14 protein-coding genes, 1 tRNA gene and 1 pseudogene are annotated in these 15,667 nt (G+C 68.0%); 13 read left to right on the top strand and 3 right to left on the bottom strand.

Annotated features, from left to right (window positions below; all coding sequences use genetic code 11):
- Positions 1–212 precede the first annotated feature (212 nt).
- From ACI3KS_RS18660 to ACI3KS_RS18635, 6 genes are all read left to right on the top strand, one after another.
- Complete coding sequence (locus ACI3KS_RS18660; RefSeq protein WP_404920039.1) at positions 213–950, top strand: alpha/beta fold hydrolase; 738 nt, start codon at positions 213–215, stop codon at positions 948–950.
- 26 nt (positions 951–976) lie between these two features.
- The gene (locus ACI3KS_RS18655; protein WP_404920038.1) at positions 977–2,788 is read left to right on the top strand and encodes an ABC-F family ATP-binding cassette domain-containing protein; all 1,812 of its coding nucleotides are present in this window, start codon (positions 977–979) and stop codon (positions 2,786–2,788) included.
- 54 nt (positions 2,789–2,842) lie between these two features.
- Positions 2,843–4,585: a Na+/H+ antiporter gene (locus ACI3KS_RS18650; protein ID WP_404920037.1), complete on the top strand. Its 1,743-nt coding sequence runs from the start codon at positions 2,843–2,845 to the stop codon at positions 4,583–4,585.
- Between the two features lie 103 nt (positions 4,586–4,688).
- Positions 4,689–5,600, top strand: coding sequence for a MetQ/NlpA family ABC transporter substrate-binding protein (locus ACI3KS_RS18645; RefSeq protein WP_404920036.1), 912 nt, complete (start codon positions 4,689–4,691; stop codon positions 5,598–5,600).
- Positions 5,601–5,737: 137 nt separating this feature from the next.
- Positions 5,738–6,781, top strand: a complete 1,044-nt coding sequence (locus ACI3KS_RS18640; protein ID WP_404920035.1) for a methionine ABC transporter ATP-binding protein — start codon at positions 5,738–5,740, stop codon at positions 6,779–6,781.
- Positions 6,781–7,440 (top strand): methionine ABC transporter permease, encoded by a 660-nt coding sequence (locus tag ACI3KS_RS18635; RefSeq protein ID WP_404920034.1) that lies wholly within the window; start codon positions 6,781–6,783, stop codon positions 7,438–7,440. The genes ACI3KS_RS18640 and ACI3KS_RS18635 overlap by 1 nt, the downstream gene beginning before the upstream one ends.
- Here ACI3KS_RS18635 and ACI3KS_RS18630 read toward each other — a convergent pair.
- Together ACI3KS_RS18630 and ACI3KS_RS18625 are read right to left on the bottom strand one after the other, a co-directional pair.
- Positions 7,427–8,347 carry a pseudouridine synthase gene (locus ACI3KS_RS18630; RefSeq protein ID WP_404920040.1) on the bottom strand — a complete coding sequence of 307 codons (921 nt, stop codon included), beginning with the start codon at positions 8,345–8,347 and terminating at the stop codon, positions 7,427–7,429. The genes ACI3KS_RS18635 and ACI3KS_RS18630 overlap by 14 nt on opposite strands.
- A 19-nt stretch (positions 8,348–8,366) precedes the next feature.
- On the bottom strand, positions 8,367–8,861 hold the full coding sequence (locus tag ACI3KS_RS18625; protein ID WP_404920033.1) for a MarR family winged helix-turn-helix transcriptional regulator: 495 nt from the start codon (positions 8,859–8,861) through the stop codon (positions 8,367–8,369).
- 74 nt (positions 8,862–8,935) lie between these two features.
- On the opposite strand from ACI3KS_RS18625, the gene ACI3KS_RS18620 reads away from it, so the two are divergent.
- The 7 genes from ACI3KS_RS18620 to ACI3KS_RS18590 all read left to right on the top strand — a co-directional run bounded on the left by ACI3KS_RS18620 (position 8,936) and on the right by ACI3KS_RS18590 (position 15,521).
- Positions 8,936–9,007 (top strand) — tRNA-Gln (locus tag ACI3KS_RS18620).
- Position 9,008: 1 nt separating this feature from the next.
- Positions 9,009–10,436, top strand: coding sequence for a bifunctional UDP-N-acetylglucosamine diphosphorylase/glucosamine-1-phosphate N-acetyltransferase GlmU (gene glmU, locus ACI3KS_RS18615; RefSeq protein WP_404920032.1), 1,428 nt, complete (start codon positions 9,009–9,011; stop codon positions 10,434–10,436).
- A gap of 6 nt (positions 10,437–10,442) precedes the next feature.
- Positions 10,443–11,477: a ribose-phosphate diphosphokinase gene (locus ACI3KS_RS18610; protein ID WP_404920031.1), complete on the top strand. Its 1,035-nt coding sequence runs from the start codon at positions 10,443–10,445 to the stop codon at positions 11,475–11,477.
- 107 nt (positions 11,478–11,584) lie between these two features.
- A complete protein-coding gene (locus tag ACI3KS_RS18605) occupies positions 11,585–12,055 on the top strand; it encodes a hypothetical protein (protein WP_404920030.1) in 471 nt (156 codons plus the stop codon).
- Between the two features lie 14 nt (positions 12,056–12,069).
- Positions 12,070–12,924: an FAD:protein FMN transferase gene (locus tag ACI3KS_RS18600; RefSeq protein WP_404920029.1), complete on the top strand. Its 855-nt coding sequence runs from the start codon at positions 12,070–12,072 to the stop codon at positions 12,922–12,924.
- A 31-nt stretch (positions 12,925–12,955) separates the two neighbouring features.
- Entirely contained in the window at positions 12,956–14,503 is a 1,548-nt protein-coding gene (locus tag ACI3KS_RS18595; protein WP_404920028.1) for an FAD-dependent oxidoreductase, read from the top strand.
- Between the two features lie 184 nt (positions 14,504–14,687).
- Positions 14,688–15,521: an endonuclease domain-containing protein gene (locus tag ACI3KS_RS18590; RefSeq protein WP_404920027.1), complete on the top strand. Its 834-nt coding sequence runs from the start codon at positions 14,688–14,690 to the stop codon at positions 15,519–15,521.
- Positions 15,522–15,540: 19 nt separating this feature from the next.
- Here the strand turns inward: ACI3KS_RS18590 and ACI3KS_RS18585 are convergent.
- Positions 15,541–15,667: pseudogene (locus tag ACI3KS_RS18585) on the bottom strand (IS481 family transposase); the annotation flags it as partial.

Below are 15,667 nucleotides of genomic sequence, written 5' to 3'. Positions count from 1 at the left end.
GTCCCGTGCGGCCATCATCGCGTTCAGGGTGGCATCGGCCGCGCTCAACGACTCGACCAGATCAGCCAACACGGCCATCTGCGAGTCCGACGCATCCACCAGAACCACCATGCGACGAGTACACCACAACCACCGAAATTCGAACAGAAATGCGACCCGGGATTGACGCTGGAGAGATCACGAAACCATAACGGACGTGCTTGACTGAAGGGATGCTGCTCCACGCGATCGACGTCGCTCCTGGAAGGTCTGGACACGCCGAGAAGTCCGCACTTCTCCTGCACGGGATGATGGGCTCAGCCGAGAGCTGGCACCGGGTCATCCCGCTCCTGGCCGACCGCGGATACCGCGTCCTGTCGCTCGACCTCCCCGGTCACGGACTGTCGCCTCGCGACCCCGAAATCACCGTCGACACCGCCGCCGCCTCCGTCATCGAGACGGTCGACGCCGCGGGCTTACCGCACCCCGTCCATGCCATCGGCCACTCCCTCGGAGCGACCGTCCTTGCGGCATCCGCACCCATCCTCGCGCCGGAGGTCACGGTGTACGTCGACTCGCCGCTCCGATTCACCGGGCACGGTGACCGAAACGAGCTCGTCGCCCGGTACCAGACCGATCGCGCCACCAGGACGGATGCTGAGCGTCTGCACGCTCTCCGTCCGTACTACTCGGCACAGGACATCGCCGTCGAGGCGCGTGCAGCCGAGCGCTTCGATCCCTCCACCGCGGCATCCGTGTCGTCAGGTGAGGATGTCGCCATCTCCCCGAGATCGGGGGACGTCCTCATCCATGCCGATCCCAGCCGCTGGGTCACAGACGCTGACATCGACCGCTTCACACGCTCCGGGGTGAGCGTCCGCAGCGTCTCCGGCGCCGAGCACACCATCTGGTACAGCCATCTCGACGCATTCACGGCATCCCTCCCCGAGATGTTCGAACCGACGCCCTGACCGCGGCCGACTACCCTGGAACAGACATGGCACATCTTCTGGGGGCCGAAGCCCTGCACCTCGAGTACCCGACCAGAGTCGTCTTCGACTCCATCACCCTCGGCGTCGAGGAGGGCGACCGCATCGGCATCGTCGGCCGCAACGGCGACGGCAAGTCGAGCCTGCTCGGCATGCTCGCGGGCCGCAAGGAGCCGGACTCCGGCCGCGTCACCGTCCGTGGCGGCACCACGATCGGCGTGCTCGATCAGGCCGACACGCTCGACGACGACATGACGATCTCGCACGCCGTGGTCGGAGACACCCCCGAGTACGTGTGGGCAGGCGATGCGAAGACCCGCGACGTCATCGACGGGCTGCTGAAGGATCTCCCGTGGGATGCCGCGATCGGCTCGCTCAGCGGTGGTCAGCGCCGTCGGGTCTCGCTCGCGAAACTCCTCGCCGGAGACTGGGACGTCATCGCGCTCGACGAGCCCACCAACCACCTCGATGTCGAGGCGATCACGTGGCTCGCCGGACACCTCAAGAAGCGCTGGGCCGTGAACTCCGGTGCGCTGCTCGTCGTCACCCACGACCGGTGGTTCCTCGACGAGATCTGCACCGAGACCTGGGAGGTGCACGACCGCATCGTCGAGCCGTTCGAAGGCGGTTACGCGGCCTACATCCTGCAGCGCGTCGAGCGCGACCGGATGGCGGCGACCATGGAGGCGAAGCGTCAGAACCTCGCCCGCAAAGAGCTCGCCTGGCTGCGCCGTGGCGCTCCCGCCCGGACGAGCAAGCCCAAGTTCCGTATCGACGCGGCCAACGAGCTCATCGCCGATGTTCCCGAGATCCGCGACAGGGTCTCACTGCAGTCGCTTGCCGTGTCACGACTCGGCAAGGACGTCGTCGACCTGCTCGACGCCGGCGTCACCTACCCCGCGACGGGAGAGGGCACGCCGGCGAAGACCGTGCTCAGCGATGTCGAATGGCGCATCGCGCCCGGCGAGCGCACCGGCATCCTCGGCGTGAACGGCGCTGGCAAGTCGACCCTGCTCGGCCTCATCTCGGGAACCATCGAACCCACCAGCGGCCGCGTCAAGCGCGGCACCACCGTCAAGGTGCAGACGCTCACGCAGCGTCTCGACGAGCTCGACCAGTACTGGAACGATCCGGTGCGCGTCGTGATCTCGGGTCTGCGCACCTCGTACACGTTCGGTGCGGGCTCGAAGGCGCAGGACCTCACCCCCGGACAGCTCCTCGAGCGGCTCGGGTTCTCGTCCGCCCAGCTCTCGACGCCGGTGAAGGACCTCTCCGGTGGGCAGCAGCGTCGGCTGCAGCTGCTGCTCGTGCTGCTCGAGCAGCCCAACGTGCTCATCCTCGACGAGCCGACCAACGACCTCGACACCGACATGCTCGCCGCGATCGAGGACCTCCTCGACTCCTGGCCGGGCACACTGCTCGTCGTCAGCCACGACCGGTACTTCCTCGAGCGGGTCACCGACCAGCAGTATGCGATCCTCGGCGGCAAGCTGCGCCATCTGCCCGGCGGCGTCGACGAGTACCTGCGGCTGCGCGAGCTGCAGGATGCCGAGCCCGTGAAGACGGTGACCTCCCAGGCCGCCACCTCCAAGGGGCTGGAAGGCGCGGCGCTGCGCACCGCGCAGAAAGAGGTCTCCTCTCTCGAGCGTCGCATCCAGAAACTCACCCAGCAGGTGGATGCCGCCAAGCACGCCCTCGCCGACCACGACCAGTCGGACTACGAGGGCCTCGGCGCGAAGATGACGGCGATCAGCGCGCAGGAGGCCGAGATCGAAGAGCTCGAACTGCGCTGGTTCGAGCTCACCGAGGAGATCGGCTGACATACCGGCGGCAACAGGAATAACCTTCACTCACCGCGCTGTTGGGAGATGGTGATGGAAGGCCTCGAAGTAACCGTCCTGCTCGGACTCACGATTCTCGCTGGAACGCTGCTCGCGCCGCGCATCCGGCTCGCCCTGCCGCTGGTCCTCGTGATCTTCGGCCTGATCCTCGGGTTCGTCCCCGCGCTCCGTGAGGTGCAGCTGCCGCCCGAGACCGTGCTGCTGCTGTTCCTCCCCGTCATGCTGTTCTGGGAGAGTCTGACGACGTCGTTGCGATCGATCCGTCGTGACTTCCGCTACATCCTGCCGATGAGCACGCTCCTCGTCGTCGCCTCCGCCTTCGCCGTCGCCTGGGTCGGAACGCTGTTCGGGATGCCGTGGGAGATCGCCCTCATCCTGGGAGCAGCCGTCGCTCCACCCGATGCGACGGCCGTCGCGGCGCTCGGTCGCCTGCTGCCGCGCCGCGGGTTCATGAAGCTCAAGGCGGAGAGCCTCACCAACGACGGCACCGCCCTCGTGCTCTACGCGATCGCCGTGTCTCTCGCGGTCGGCGGCCAGGTCACCCCGTGGAGCGTCAGTTGGACCGTCATCGTCTCGTACGTGGGTGGCATCGCGGCCGGAATGGTCATCGCCGCTCTCGCCTACGTGCTGCTGCGGCGATCCACTCGCACGGCGGTCATCAACGTCACGCTCCTGCTCGTTCCGTTCACGGCGTTCCTCGTCGCCGAACTGATCGAGGCCTCGGGTGTACTGGCCGTCGTCGTCGCCGGACTCGTGATCGCCTACGTCTCGCCGCGCATCACCACGGCGGCATCCCGCCGTCAGTCGGAGGCGGTCTTCCCGTTCGGCGTGTTCCTGCTCAACGGCGCGCTGTTCATCCTCATCGGACTCGAGGTCCAGTACGTCGTGCACGAGATCACTGCCGCCGACGTCGGACGCCTCGTGCTGCAGACCCTCGCGGTCTGGGCCGCGCTCATCATCGTGCGCTACCTCTTCCAACTGCTCAGCGTGCCGTTCCAACGAATCTCGGGCCCACGCCCACCGCGCGGCCTTCGCGCGCGAGCCCGTCTTGTCTCCACGGTCGCCGGAATGCGCGGTGCCGTCTCGCTCGCGATCGCCCTCTCCATCCCGACCGAGGTCGGGGGAGCGGGCCGAGACGAGGTCGTCGTCGTCACGGCCGGCGTGATCCTGCTGAGCCTGCTCGTGCAGGGCCCCCTGCTCCCGGCGGTCGTGCGGTGGGCGCGACTCCCCGTCGACTCGGCCGAGGCGGAGGAGTACGAACTCGCCGAGCGGACGATCTCGGGCGCCGCACTCGCCGCGATCGACGACCTTGCGGCCGAGCACGGCATCGGGCAGGAGGTGCTCGACAATGTGCGCAGCGAGGGCTATCGGCTGCTCGAGTTCGCGAACGCCCGCGCCCTGGCCCGTGAACAGGCTGCTATCGACGAGGAGGCGGATGCTCTCGATGCTCTGCTGGACGAGCCAGACCCCTACGGCGGAGCCTCGACTGACGGTACAGCGCCAGGCGGAGACCAGATCGACGAGTCGACGGACGCCGTCACGAACGGCGGCCTGCAGATGATCGCCACCTCGACCGCGGTCGACCTCGCCCAGCGGTCACCGCTCGTCCGCCATGAGGAGTACACGCGCCTGAAGCTCGCGCTGCTGGACCGACGCCGGGAAGTGCTGCTGGGTCTGCACCGTTCCGGCACCGTCGACGACACCGTCGTGCGGAGCATCTCGGCCCGTCTCGATCTCGAGCAGGTGCGACTGCAGGGCATCGAGGAATTCGAGTGACAGGAGCGGCTTGAGGCTGTGACGTAATGTGACGGCGTGATTGAGGAGGGATCGCTATCATTCTCTACCTTGGATGAGTCCCCCCAAGAGAGGAACTCATCACATGTCACGTCGCACCACTTCCATCATCGCCGCGCTCGCCGCGGTTCCGCTCTTCGTCGCTCTCGCGGGCTGCGCCACGGCATCCGACAGCACGGACGCCGGCAGCGACTCGGGCGACAGCTCCGAGACCGTCAAGATCGGCGTCGTCGGCAAGGGCGACGAGCAGTGGGCTCCGTTCGTCGAGGCCGCCGCCGAAGAGGGCATCACCGTCGAGCTCGTCGACTTCGGCTCCTACGAGCAGCCGAACCCTGCGCTCACCGAGGGCGAGATCGACCTCAACCAGTTCCAGCACATCGTGTACCTCGCGGACTACAACGTCAACTCCGAAGAGGACCTGGTCCCGATCGGTTCGACCGCGATCTACCCGCTGGGGCTGTACTCGTCGAAGTACGATGACGTCGACAGCATCCCCGAGGGCGAGACCGTCGCGGTTCCCGACGACGCGTCCAACCAGGCTCGCGCGCTGCTGGTCCTGCAGTCGGCCGGCCTGATCGAGCTCAAGAGCGGCGGAACGATCTTCTCCGACCTCTCCGACGTCGACACCGACAAGTCCAAGGTGCAGGTCACGGCCCTCGAGGCCGCTCTCATCCCGACCTCGCTGCCGGATGTCGCTGCGGCGATCATCAACAACGACTTCGTCGAGGACGCCGGTCTGAGCTACGACGACGCCATCGCGCAGGACGACCCCGAGGACCCGAACGCCCTGCCGTACGTGAACATCTTCGCGGCACGTGCCGAGGACAAGGACAACGAGACCTACAAGAAGCTCGTCGAGATCTTCCAGACCAACGCCGACGTGCAGGCCGGGCTCCTGAAGTCCTCCGGCGACACGGCCGTGTCGCTGCAGACCCCGGTCGAGGACCTCGTGGCCTCGCTCGAGAAGGTCGAGAAGGACACCGCAGAGCAGAAGTGAGTCGGTGCGGTGCGACCCGTCCCGCCTGATGCGAGAGAATCGGGTGACGCTCCGTGCGTCACCCGATTCTTCGTTCCCGATGAGGCGTCCTCTCGACGACCAGACCGTGCCAGCGACAATCAGACCGGAGCCGTGACATGCCGATCGTGAGCCTGACCAACGTGACGAAGGCGTATCCCTCGCGCACACCGGGAGACGGCGACATCGTCGCGGTCGACGATGTGAGCCTCGACATCGAGAAGGGCGACGTGTTCGGCATCATCGGCTACTCCGGTGCCGGGAAATCGACCCTCGTGCGGCTCATCAACGCCCTGGAACCGGCGAGCGCGGGGAGCATCCACGTCGACGGAGTGGACATCACGACGCTGAAGGAGAGCGAGCTGCGGAAGGTACGCGGCGGTATCGGGATGATCTTCCAGCAGTTCAACCTGTTCTCCTCGCGCACGGTCCGCGCCAACGTCGCCTATCCGCTGAAGCTCGCCGGGTGGGCGAAGAAGGACATCGACGACCGAGTCTCCGAGCTGTTGGCCTTCGTCGGCCTGGCGGACAAGGCGAGGTCCTACCCGGAGCAGCTCTCGGGCGGCCAGAAGCAGCGCGTCGGCATCGCGCGGGCCCTCGCCACCGGACCGGCGATCCTCCTGGCCGACGAGGCGACGAGCGCTCTCGACCCGCAGACCACCCACGAGGTGCTCGAGCTCCTCGCGCGGGTCAACCGCGAGCAGGGCGTCACGATCGTCGTGATCACGCACGAGATGGACGTCATCCAGACGCTCGCCACCAAGGTCGCCGTCATGGAGAACGGGCGGGTGATCGAGCAGGGCGACGTCTTCGACGTCTTCTCGGCGCCGCAGAACCCCGCGTCGCAGAGATTCGTGGGAACCGTGATCAAGGGCATCCCGTCGCCCGCCGAGGTCGCGGTGCTCCGTGAGCGCCACGGCGGTCGCCTGGTGACGCTCTCGTTCCGCGACGGCCGGTCCTCGCAGGCGCAGGTCTTCCTCGATCTCGCCGCCGCCGGGCTCGACTTCGAGCTCGTCTACGGCGGCATCAACGACATCCGCGGCCGAGCATTCGGCCATCTCACCCTCGCCGTACGCGGCGACAGCGCCGCGATCGACTCCGCCCTGGCGACGATCGCAGCGAACGTCGACGTGACGGAGATCGCCCGAGAGGAGGCCCGCTGATGGATCGTCTGATCGAACTGGGCCCGGAGTTCTGGAAGGCCGCGCTCGAGACCCTCTACATGACGACGTTCGCGCTCGTTCTCGGAGGGATCCTCGGCCTCGCGATCGGCCTGATCCTCTACGTCTCGCGCCCCGGAGGGCTGGTCGAGAACCGTGCGGTTGCGATCGTCGCCAACCTCGGAGTGAATTTCTTCCGGCCGATCCCGTTCGTGCTCTTCGTCGCCGTCGCCCAGCCCTTCGCCCGTGCGGTCGTCGGCACCGGCATCGGCACCACCGCCGGAGCGTTCATGATCGGCCTCGCGGCGGCCTTCGCGATCGGCCGCATCGTCGAGCAGCACCTGGTCTCGGTCTCGCCGGGTGTGATCGAGGCAGCACGCGCGATGGGTGCAGGCCCCTGGCGCATCCTCTTCACCGTGGCGATCCCCGAGGCGCTCGGTCCGCTCATCCTCGGTTACACGTTCGTCGTGGTGGGGCTGATCGACATGACCGCCATGGCGGGGCTGATCGGCGGCGGCGGCCTCGGAGCCTTCGCGCAGATCTACGGCTTCCGCAAGTTCGAGCCGGTCGTGATGTGGGCCGCGATCATCCTCATCGTCGTTTTCGTGCACCTCATGCAGATCCTCGGCACGCGCCTCGCGCGGAGGATCATGCGCCGCTAGGAGCGTCCTGCAGGCGCAAGCCCGAGACGAACATCCGCGCCTCGCCGCTGAGCGGGTCGGTGAAGTGCAGTTCACGTGCGAGCAGTTGCAGGGGTCGGGAGAAGTCGTCCGGTTCCTCCGGCAGCAACGTCGGATAGAAGCCGTCGTTCCGGATGCCGAGCCCGAGGCTCGCCAGATGCACGCGCAGCTGGTGCATCTTGCCGCTGTGCGGACGCAGCAGTGTGTGCACCACGTGCTCGTCGGAGGAGAGCACCTCGATCAGCGTCTCGGCGTTCGGCTCGCGGCTGTCGTCGACCTGCACCCGCACCTCGCCCCGGTGCTTGACGATGTGGTTGCGGTACACCAGCGGGAATACTTCCGGTGACCAGTTCGAGGGGCGGTCGGAGACCGCCTCGTACACCTTCTGCACCTTGCGGTTCTCGAACATCAGCTGGTAGGCGCCGCGGGTATCCGGCCGCGCCGAGAACATCAGCAGACCCGCCGTCGCGCGGTCGAGCCGGTGGATCGGGGTGAGTTCGGGGATGCCGAGCAGGTTCCGCAACCTCACCAGGGCCGAGTTCTGCAGGAACTTCCCTCCTGGCGTGGTTGGCAGGAAGTGCGGCTTGTCGACGACGACGAGGTCGCGGTCCTGATGGCGCAGCTGCACCTCGAACGGGATATCCCGCTCGACCGGCGGCTCCCGGTAGTACCAGACGAACTCCTCCGCTCCGAGAGGCGTGTCGCGGCGCAGCGGGCTGCCGTCGCGGGCCACGATCTCGCCGCGGTCGAACCGCACGAGCAGTCGTTCCGCGTCCAGGTGGAAGAACCGCGCCACCATGTACGCCGAGACCGTCGGCCACTCGCCCGTGAGCGGAACGTGCAGCCGGGTCGCCCCGACGCCGTCGCGCACCGGAAGCGGAGACGCCATGCCCATCAGCGCCCGCCTCTCACGCGTCGAAGCTCAGACTGAGCTTGCGCAGCAGCCCGGCGAGTCGATCCCGATCTCCCCGGGTCAGGGCCTGCAGGAGGTCGGCCTCGACGTCGACCAGCCGCGTGATCGCGGCATCCACCCTGATCCGTCCGTCGTCGGTGAGCGTCACGAGAACACTGCGGCCGTCGTCGGGATCGGACTCTCTGCGCACGAAGCGGCGTCCGACCAGACGGTCGATGCGATTGGTCATCGTGCCGCTGGAGACGAGCGTCTGCTGCAGCAGCTGCTTGGGGGAGAGCTGGAAGGGGGCGCCGGATCGACGCAGCGCCGACAGCACGTCCCACTCCCACGGCTCGAGGTCGCTGCGGCGGAACACGTCGCGCCGCGCCCGGTCGAGCAGCCGCGAGAGCCGGTCCATCCGAGACAGCACCTCGAGGGGTGAGAAGTCGAGATCGGGTCGTTGGGTGTTCCACGCGCCGACGATCCGGTCGACCTCATCAGCCTCGCTCATCCGTCCATTATCGCCGGAGGCATAGGGGCGGACATGGCAGACTTAGCAGGCGGCATCTCGCAGAGGTGCTGCGGTCCGCCGTGGTGTAATGGCAGCACGACAGCCTTTGGAGCTGTGAGGTCTAGGTTCGAGTCCTGGCGGCGGAGCATGACTGGGAACAATCTCGCCATCATCGTCCTCGCTGCAGGGCAGGGCACGCGCATGAAGTCCCGACTGCCCAAGGTGCTGCATCCGATCGGCGGGCGCCCGCTGGTCGGGCATGTGCTGACCACTGCTGGCCGCCTCGCGGCCGACCACGTCGAGGTCGTCGTCCGGCACGAGCGCGACCAGGTCGTCGCCGCGCTCGCGAAGGACTACCCCGACGCCGTCTTCATCGACCAGGACGAGGTGCCCGGCACCGGACGTGCGGTCCAGGTCGCGATCGACGCGATCCCCGACTTCGACGGCGACGTGCTCGTGCTCTCCGGTGACTGCCCGTTGGCGGATGCCGGCACCCTCGGCTCGTTCCTCGACGAGCACCGGGCGACGGGGGCCGCCGCGACCCTGATGACCGCTGTCGTCGACGACCCGACCGGTTACGGACGCGTCATCCGCGACACCGACGGCGGCGTCGACCGCATCGTCGAGCAGAAGGATGCGAGCGCCGACGAGGCCGCGATCACCGAGATCAACGCGGGCATGTACGTCTTCCGCGCCGAGGTGCTCCGTCGTTACCTGCCTCAGGTGGGTGTCGACAACGCGCAGGGCGAGATGTATCTGACCGACGTCCCGGGGCTGCTGCGTGCGGCCGGCGACAAGGTCGCGGCATCCGTCGTCTCCGATGTCTCGGTGACGTACGGGGTCAACGACCGCGCACAGCTCGCGCTCGTCGGGCGCCTGCTCAACGAGCGGATCGTGCGCCACTGGCAGCTCGAGGGCGTCACGGTGATCGACCCGGCGACGACGTGGATCGATGACGATGCCACACTCGCTCCCGACGTCACGATCCTGCCGAACACGCACATCCTCGGTGCGACCAAGATCTCCGAAGGCGCGATCATCGGGCCGGACACGACCCTCGTCGATTGCGAGGTGGGGGAGGACGCGATCGTCCGCCGTACCGACGCGACGCTCGCCGTGATCAGTGCCGAGGCGACGGTCGGACCCTTCTCCTTCCTGCGCCCGAACACGGTGCTCGGAGCCAAGGGCAAGATCGGCGCCTACGTCGAGACGAAGAACGCCGAGATCGGCGAGGGCAGCAAGGTGCCGCACCTGTCGTACGTCGGCGACGCGACGATCGGCCGTGGTGTGAACCTCGGTGCCAGCACCATCACGGCGAACTACGACGACGTGAACAAGCACCGGGCGGTCGTCGAGGACGAAGTGCACACAGGGTCGCACACGACCCTCGTCGCGCCCGTTAGGCTGGGGGCTGGCGCCAAGACCGGCGCCGGCGCCGTCGTCCGCAAGGACGTCCCCGCCGGGGCCCTGTCCATGACCGTCGCGCCTCAGCGCAACGTCGAGGGCTGGGTCGAGAAGAACAGGGCAGGCACGAACGCTGCGGATGCCGCAGCACGAGCTCGAGTGGCGGAGTAAGGACTCATGGCGCGCAAGAAGAAGACCGTCGAACTGGACCGCGACAACGGAGTGGCCCCCGGCCTCGTCGCGAAGACGAAGAAGCGCCTCGTGGTCGCCGGCGGACGTTCGCACCCGGCACTCACCGAAGCCGTCGCCGCAGCGCTCGGCACCGAGGTGGTGCCGACCGAGCACAGGACCTTCGCCTCGGGAGAGATCTATGCACGGTTCGACGTGTCGATCCGCGGCTGCGACCTCTTCCTCATCCAGACGTTCGGTGAGCCGGTGAACGAGTGGCTCATGGAGACGCTCATCATGATCGACGCCGCGAAGCGCGCCTCGGCCAAGCGGATCACCGTGGTCGCGCCGTACTACCCGTACTCCCGCCAGGACAAGAAGGGCCGGGGGCGCGAGCCGATCAGCGCCCGTCTCGTCGCGGACCTGCTGAAGACTGCCGGCGCCGACCGCGTCATGAGCGTCGACCTGCACGCGGCGCAGATCCAGGGCTTCTTCGACGGTCCCGTCGACCACCTGTTCGCGAAGCCCGTGCTGCTCGACCACTTCGAGAACACGCTCACGGCCGAGGACCGTGAGATCCTCACCGTGGTCTCGCCCGACATGGGGCGCGTGCGCGTCGCGGACACGTGGTCCGACAGCCTCGGTGCGCCGCTGGCGATCATCCACAAGCGCCGCGACCCCAAGGTCGCGAACCAGGTCTCGGTGCACGAGATCGTCGGAACGGTCGAGGGGCGCACCTGCCTGCTGGTCGACGACATGATCGACACGGGTGGCACGATCGTCAAGGCCGCGCAGGCGCTGAAGGCAGCAGGCGCGCACCGCGTGATCGTCGCAGCGACGCATGCGATCTTCAGCGATCCGGCATCCGAGCGCCTGCAGGACGAGTCCATCGACGAGGTCGTCGTCACCGACACGATCCCGCTGAGCGAGTCGCGTCGTTGGGACAGTCTGACGATCCTGCCGATCGCTCCGCTGCTCGCCCGCGCGATCCACGAGGTCTTCGAGGACGGCTCGGTGACGAGCATGTTCGGCGGAGACGCCTGAGACTCGCCATCGCTCGCGCATAGTCGCGGCACAGCCCGCGCATAGCGGACCGTCCTACCGTCGAAGCACCGGCATTCCCGCCGGTGACCACAGCCGGGAGGACCATCATGATCCGCACGACCGTTCCCACCTCCGTCCGTACGGGCTCCGCCCTGCTCGGAGCCGCAGGCCTGTTCGTCCTCGCCGGATGCTCCGGCGCGGCCGACGCCGAGGACACGACGAGCTCGGACAGCACGTCTTCCTCGTCCTCGTCGTCGTCGACCGACAGCGGTTCATCGACGGAGTACGCCGACGGCACCTACACGGCCGATGGCTCCTATCAGACGCCGGAGAGCGTCGAGGAGATCTCGGTGACGCTCACGCTCGCCGACGGCGTCGTGACCGACGTCGAGGTGACCGGCGACCCGCAGGCGCGTGAATCGCAGCAGTACCAGTCGCAGTTCATCGACGGCATCGCAGACGAGGTCGTGGGTGTCGCTCTCGACGACCTCAACGTCAGCCGTGTCGCGGGTTCCTCACTCACGAGCGGCGGGTTCAACGAGGCCGTCGCATCCATCAAGGAGCAGGCGGCCGCCTAGGCCCCTGGCGGATCATGACGGTCTGGAGCTTCGAGGCGATCGGCACCCGCTGGGAGATCGTCGGCGAACTCGGGGACGGCGATCGGCAGCGGGTGCTCGCCGAGATCGACCGGTTCGATCGCGAGTGGTCGCGCTTCCGTTCCGACTCGCTCGTGACGGCGGTCGGCCTCGCCGGGGGGCGCGTCGACTCCATCGACGCCGGCGCGATGCTCGACGCCTATCGGTCTCTGGCCGCCGCCACGTCCGGCGCGGTCAATCCGCTCGTCGCCGACAGCCTCGCGGCGCTCGGCTATGACGCGGACTACTCGCTGCGGGCGAGCGAGCCTGTGCCCGCACCGGCCGGGTGGGAATCCGTGCTCACCTGGACCGACTCCGTCGTCACGGCATCCGCTCCAGCGCTGATCGACGTAGGCGCGCTCGGCAAGGGGCGCCTCGTCGACCTGGTGTTCACGCTGCTCGCGGACGTGCCCGGCGACCTCGTCGTCGATGCCGGCGGCGATCTCCGGGTGCGCGGCTCCGCTGTGCGCGTGGGGCTGGAGCATCCGTTCGACGTCACGAAGGCGATCGGCGTCGTCGAGCTGACGGATGCCGCGCTGTGCGCCTCGGCGATCAACCGGCGCGCGTGGGGGAGCGGGCTGCATCACGTGCTCGACGCGCGCACCGGGGTGCCGGTGACGACGTGGGCGGCGACGTGGGCGATCGGCGGCGACGCCATGCGTGCGGATGCCGTCGCCACCGCGCTGTTCTTCGACGGGGGTCCCGACCTCGCCTCGGAGTGGGGCATCGAGTGGGTGCGCATGACGACCGACGGTCGCGCGGAGCGATCCGTCGGCTGCCCCGCGGAGCTGTTCCTCGCCCGCCGTCCGTGACTTCTCTCATCGACACCGGAAGACTGACACCGTGATCACTGCTCTCACCGCGACCCGGCAGCGGGTCCTCGCTCTGCTCGGGCGCCTGTCGATGTACCGGCTCGTGCTCCTCTCGCTCGTGGCACTCGCGATCAGCGCAGCCGTGCTGTCGATCTTCGGACTGGTCACCCCCAGCCCGATCGCGCTGCTCGTGTCGTTCGTCGTTCTCGTGGTGGCGGTGGCCGCAGTCGATGCTCTGGCGCAGCGGATCCTGCGTCTGCCGTGGCGTGTGGAATCGTCGATCGTGACGGCGCTCATCCTGCTGTTCGTCCTGCAGCCCGGCCTCGACCTCACCACGATCGGGACGCTGGCCGCGGCCGGTGCGCTGGCGAGCATCTCGAAGTACCTGATCGCCTGGCGGGGCCGGCACATCCTCAACCCCGCCGCCTTCGGTGCGACGGTCGTCACGCTGCTCGGCGTCGGCACGTTCTCGTCGTGGTGGGTCGGGACGCCGGTGCTGTTCGTGCCCGTGGTGGTGTTGGGCCTGCTCGTGCTGTGGCGCACCGAGAAGGTGCAGATCGTTCTGGTGTTCCTCGTGATCGCGATCGGGGTCTCGCTGCTCCGCCAGTTCGTGCAGTCCTCCTCGGCCGGCCTGGAGTTTTCGGCGGGATCCGCTCTGACGTTCGCACTGCTGCAGTCGCCGTATTTCTTCCTCGGCGCGTTCATGCTGTCGGAGCCGCTCACGCTTCCGCCGCGGCGGTGGCAGCAGTTCGCCGTCGCCGCACTCGTCGGCATCCTCGTGGGCTGGCCGATCTCGCTCGGGATCATCACGCTGGGACAGGAACGCGCCCTGCTGATCGGCAACCTGCTGGCGTTCGGCTTCGCGCTGCGCGGAGCGGTCAGTCTCACGCTCGACAAGCGGGTCCTCGTGACGCCCACCGTGCAGGAGTTGACGTTCACGACCGGGAGCCCGCTGCGCTTCCGGCCCGGGCAGTACCTCGAGCTCGACGTCCCGCACCGGCGACCCGATGCCCGCGGAACACGCCGCGAGTTCAGCATCGTCTCTGCGCCGAGCGACCTGCCGACGCTGCGCGTGGCGTACAAACTCGGCGACGCGCAGCATCCGTCCAGCTACAAACGTGCGCTGGCGGAGGCCGCGCCCGGAACTCGGCTCGCGGTGACGGGAACGTGGGGCGATTTCGTGCTGCCGCGTGCCGAGGTGCCGGTGCTGCTGGTCGCCGCCGGTATCGGCGTGACGCCGTTCGTCTCGCAGCTGCGCGAGCTGCAGGCGGCGGGCGAGGCGCGCGACGTGGTGCTCGTGTACGTCGCGTCGGGTCCGGACGAGTTGGCGTTCCGTGACGAGCTGGCCGCGACCGGCGTGCCCGTCGTCGTCGTGACACCCGGGTCGCCCGGGGAGCTCCCGGCGAACTGGTCGTGGGCTGGGGGAGAGCGCCTCGATGCCCGCGGCCTCGAGCGGCTCGTGCCCGACATCGCCGCGAGGCACGCGTTCATCTCCGGTCCGCCGCGGCTGATCGCCGACCTCGCGCCGGCGCTGCAGAAGGCGCGCGCACTCACGACCGACGCGTTCGCGGGGTACTGAGGGCAGGGGCCGCGACCCTCCTGCGTCGGTTTGTCGGGTCGATTCACGTTCGTCGGGCGCACAGGTCGCGACACGCCGTGTGGGCGGATGGGCGACCCGACAGAACGCAACGATCGACGAGGAGTTGTCCACAGATCCTCTGATGGCGACCGCCAGCGTGCGCCGGACCGGGAACCATCGTCATATGCGTTCAGCCGCCTTCGTACTCGCTCACCACGGGAGCATCGCGCGCGGCTCTCTGCTGGCTCGTTACGGTCTGGACCGTCGGATGCTCTGCGCAGAGGTCGAGACGGGGAGCATCGTGCGTGTGCGCCAGGGGGTCTTCGCGCTGCCGACACTCGATCCCGACGTCCGCACAGCGGCCGAGCACGGTGGCGCGCTGACCTGCCGCAGAGCCCTCCGGCTTCACGGCCTCTGGGTGATCGACGGTGATGACACGGTGCACGTGTGGATGGGGGGACACGGGCGCAGCCATCACCTGTCTTGCGACTGCATCGTCCACAGCAATGAAGGACGGGCCGGACTCGGTCTCGCTCCGATCGAGGACGCACTCGTGCACAGCTATCGCTGCGCGGGCGACGAGGTGTTCTTCACTGCGCTCGAGTCGGCGCTCGCTCAGCGGAAGCTGCGTCGTGCCGATCTCGCGCGTATCCGTCGGCGCATTCCCCCGGCCGGTCGCCGGCTCATCGATCTCGCGCGCACGGATGCGGACAGCGGCTTGGAGTCCCTTCTGCGCCTTCGTCTGCACCTGCTCGGAGTGAGTCTCGAGTGTCAGGTCGAACTGCCGAACGTCGGGCGGGTCGACTTCGTCGTCGGAGGTCGCCTCATCCTGGAAGCCGACGGCAGACAGAACCACGAGTCGCCGTCGCACATGCATCGGGACCGGGTCAGGGATGCTGCGGCATCCGCTCTGGGATACGAGACTCTCCGATTCGACTATGCGCAGATCGTCCACGACTGGTCTTCGGTCGCGGCGGCGATCACTGCAGCGATCGCCAGGCTTCACGCGTTCGACTGATGTCGTCTTGTCGGGTCGCCTAGTTGTGATGTCCAGGCAGGTTGTTGAGCCTGCTGATGGGTGGGGCTCCGATGGCGGAGTGGCGCCTGTGATGATTGTAGAAGTGCATCCAGGCGGGTAGTGCTGCTCGCCGTTCGGTCTCTGAT

Origin of the sequence: Microbacterium sp. ZW T5_45 (assembly GCF_044987415.1) — a bacterium.
GTDB lineage: Bacteria > Actinomycetota > Actinomycetes > Actinomycetales > Microbacteriaceae > Microbacterium.
Note: the sequence above shows the minus strand (reverse complement) of the source record. Positions and strands in the feature narration are given on the sequence as shown.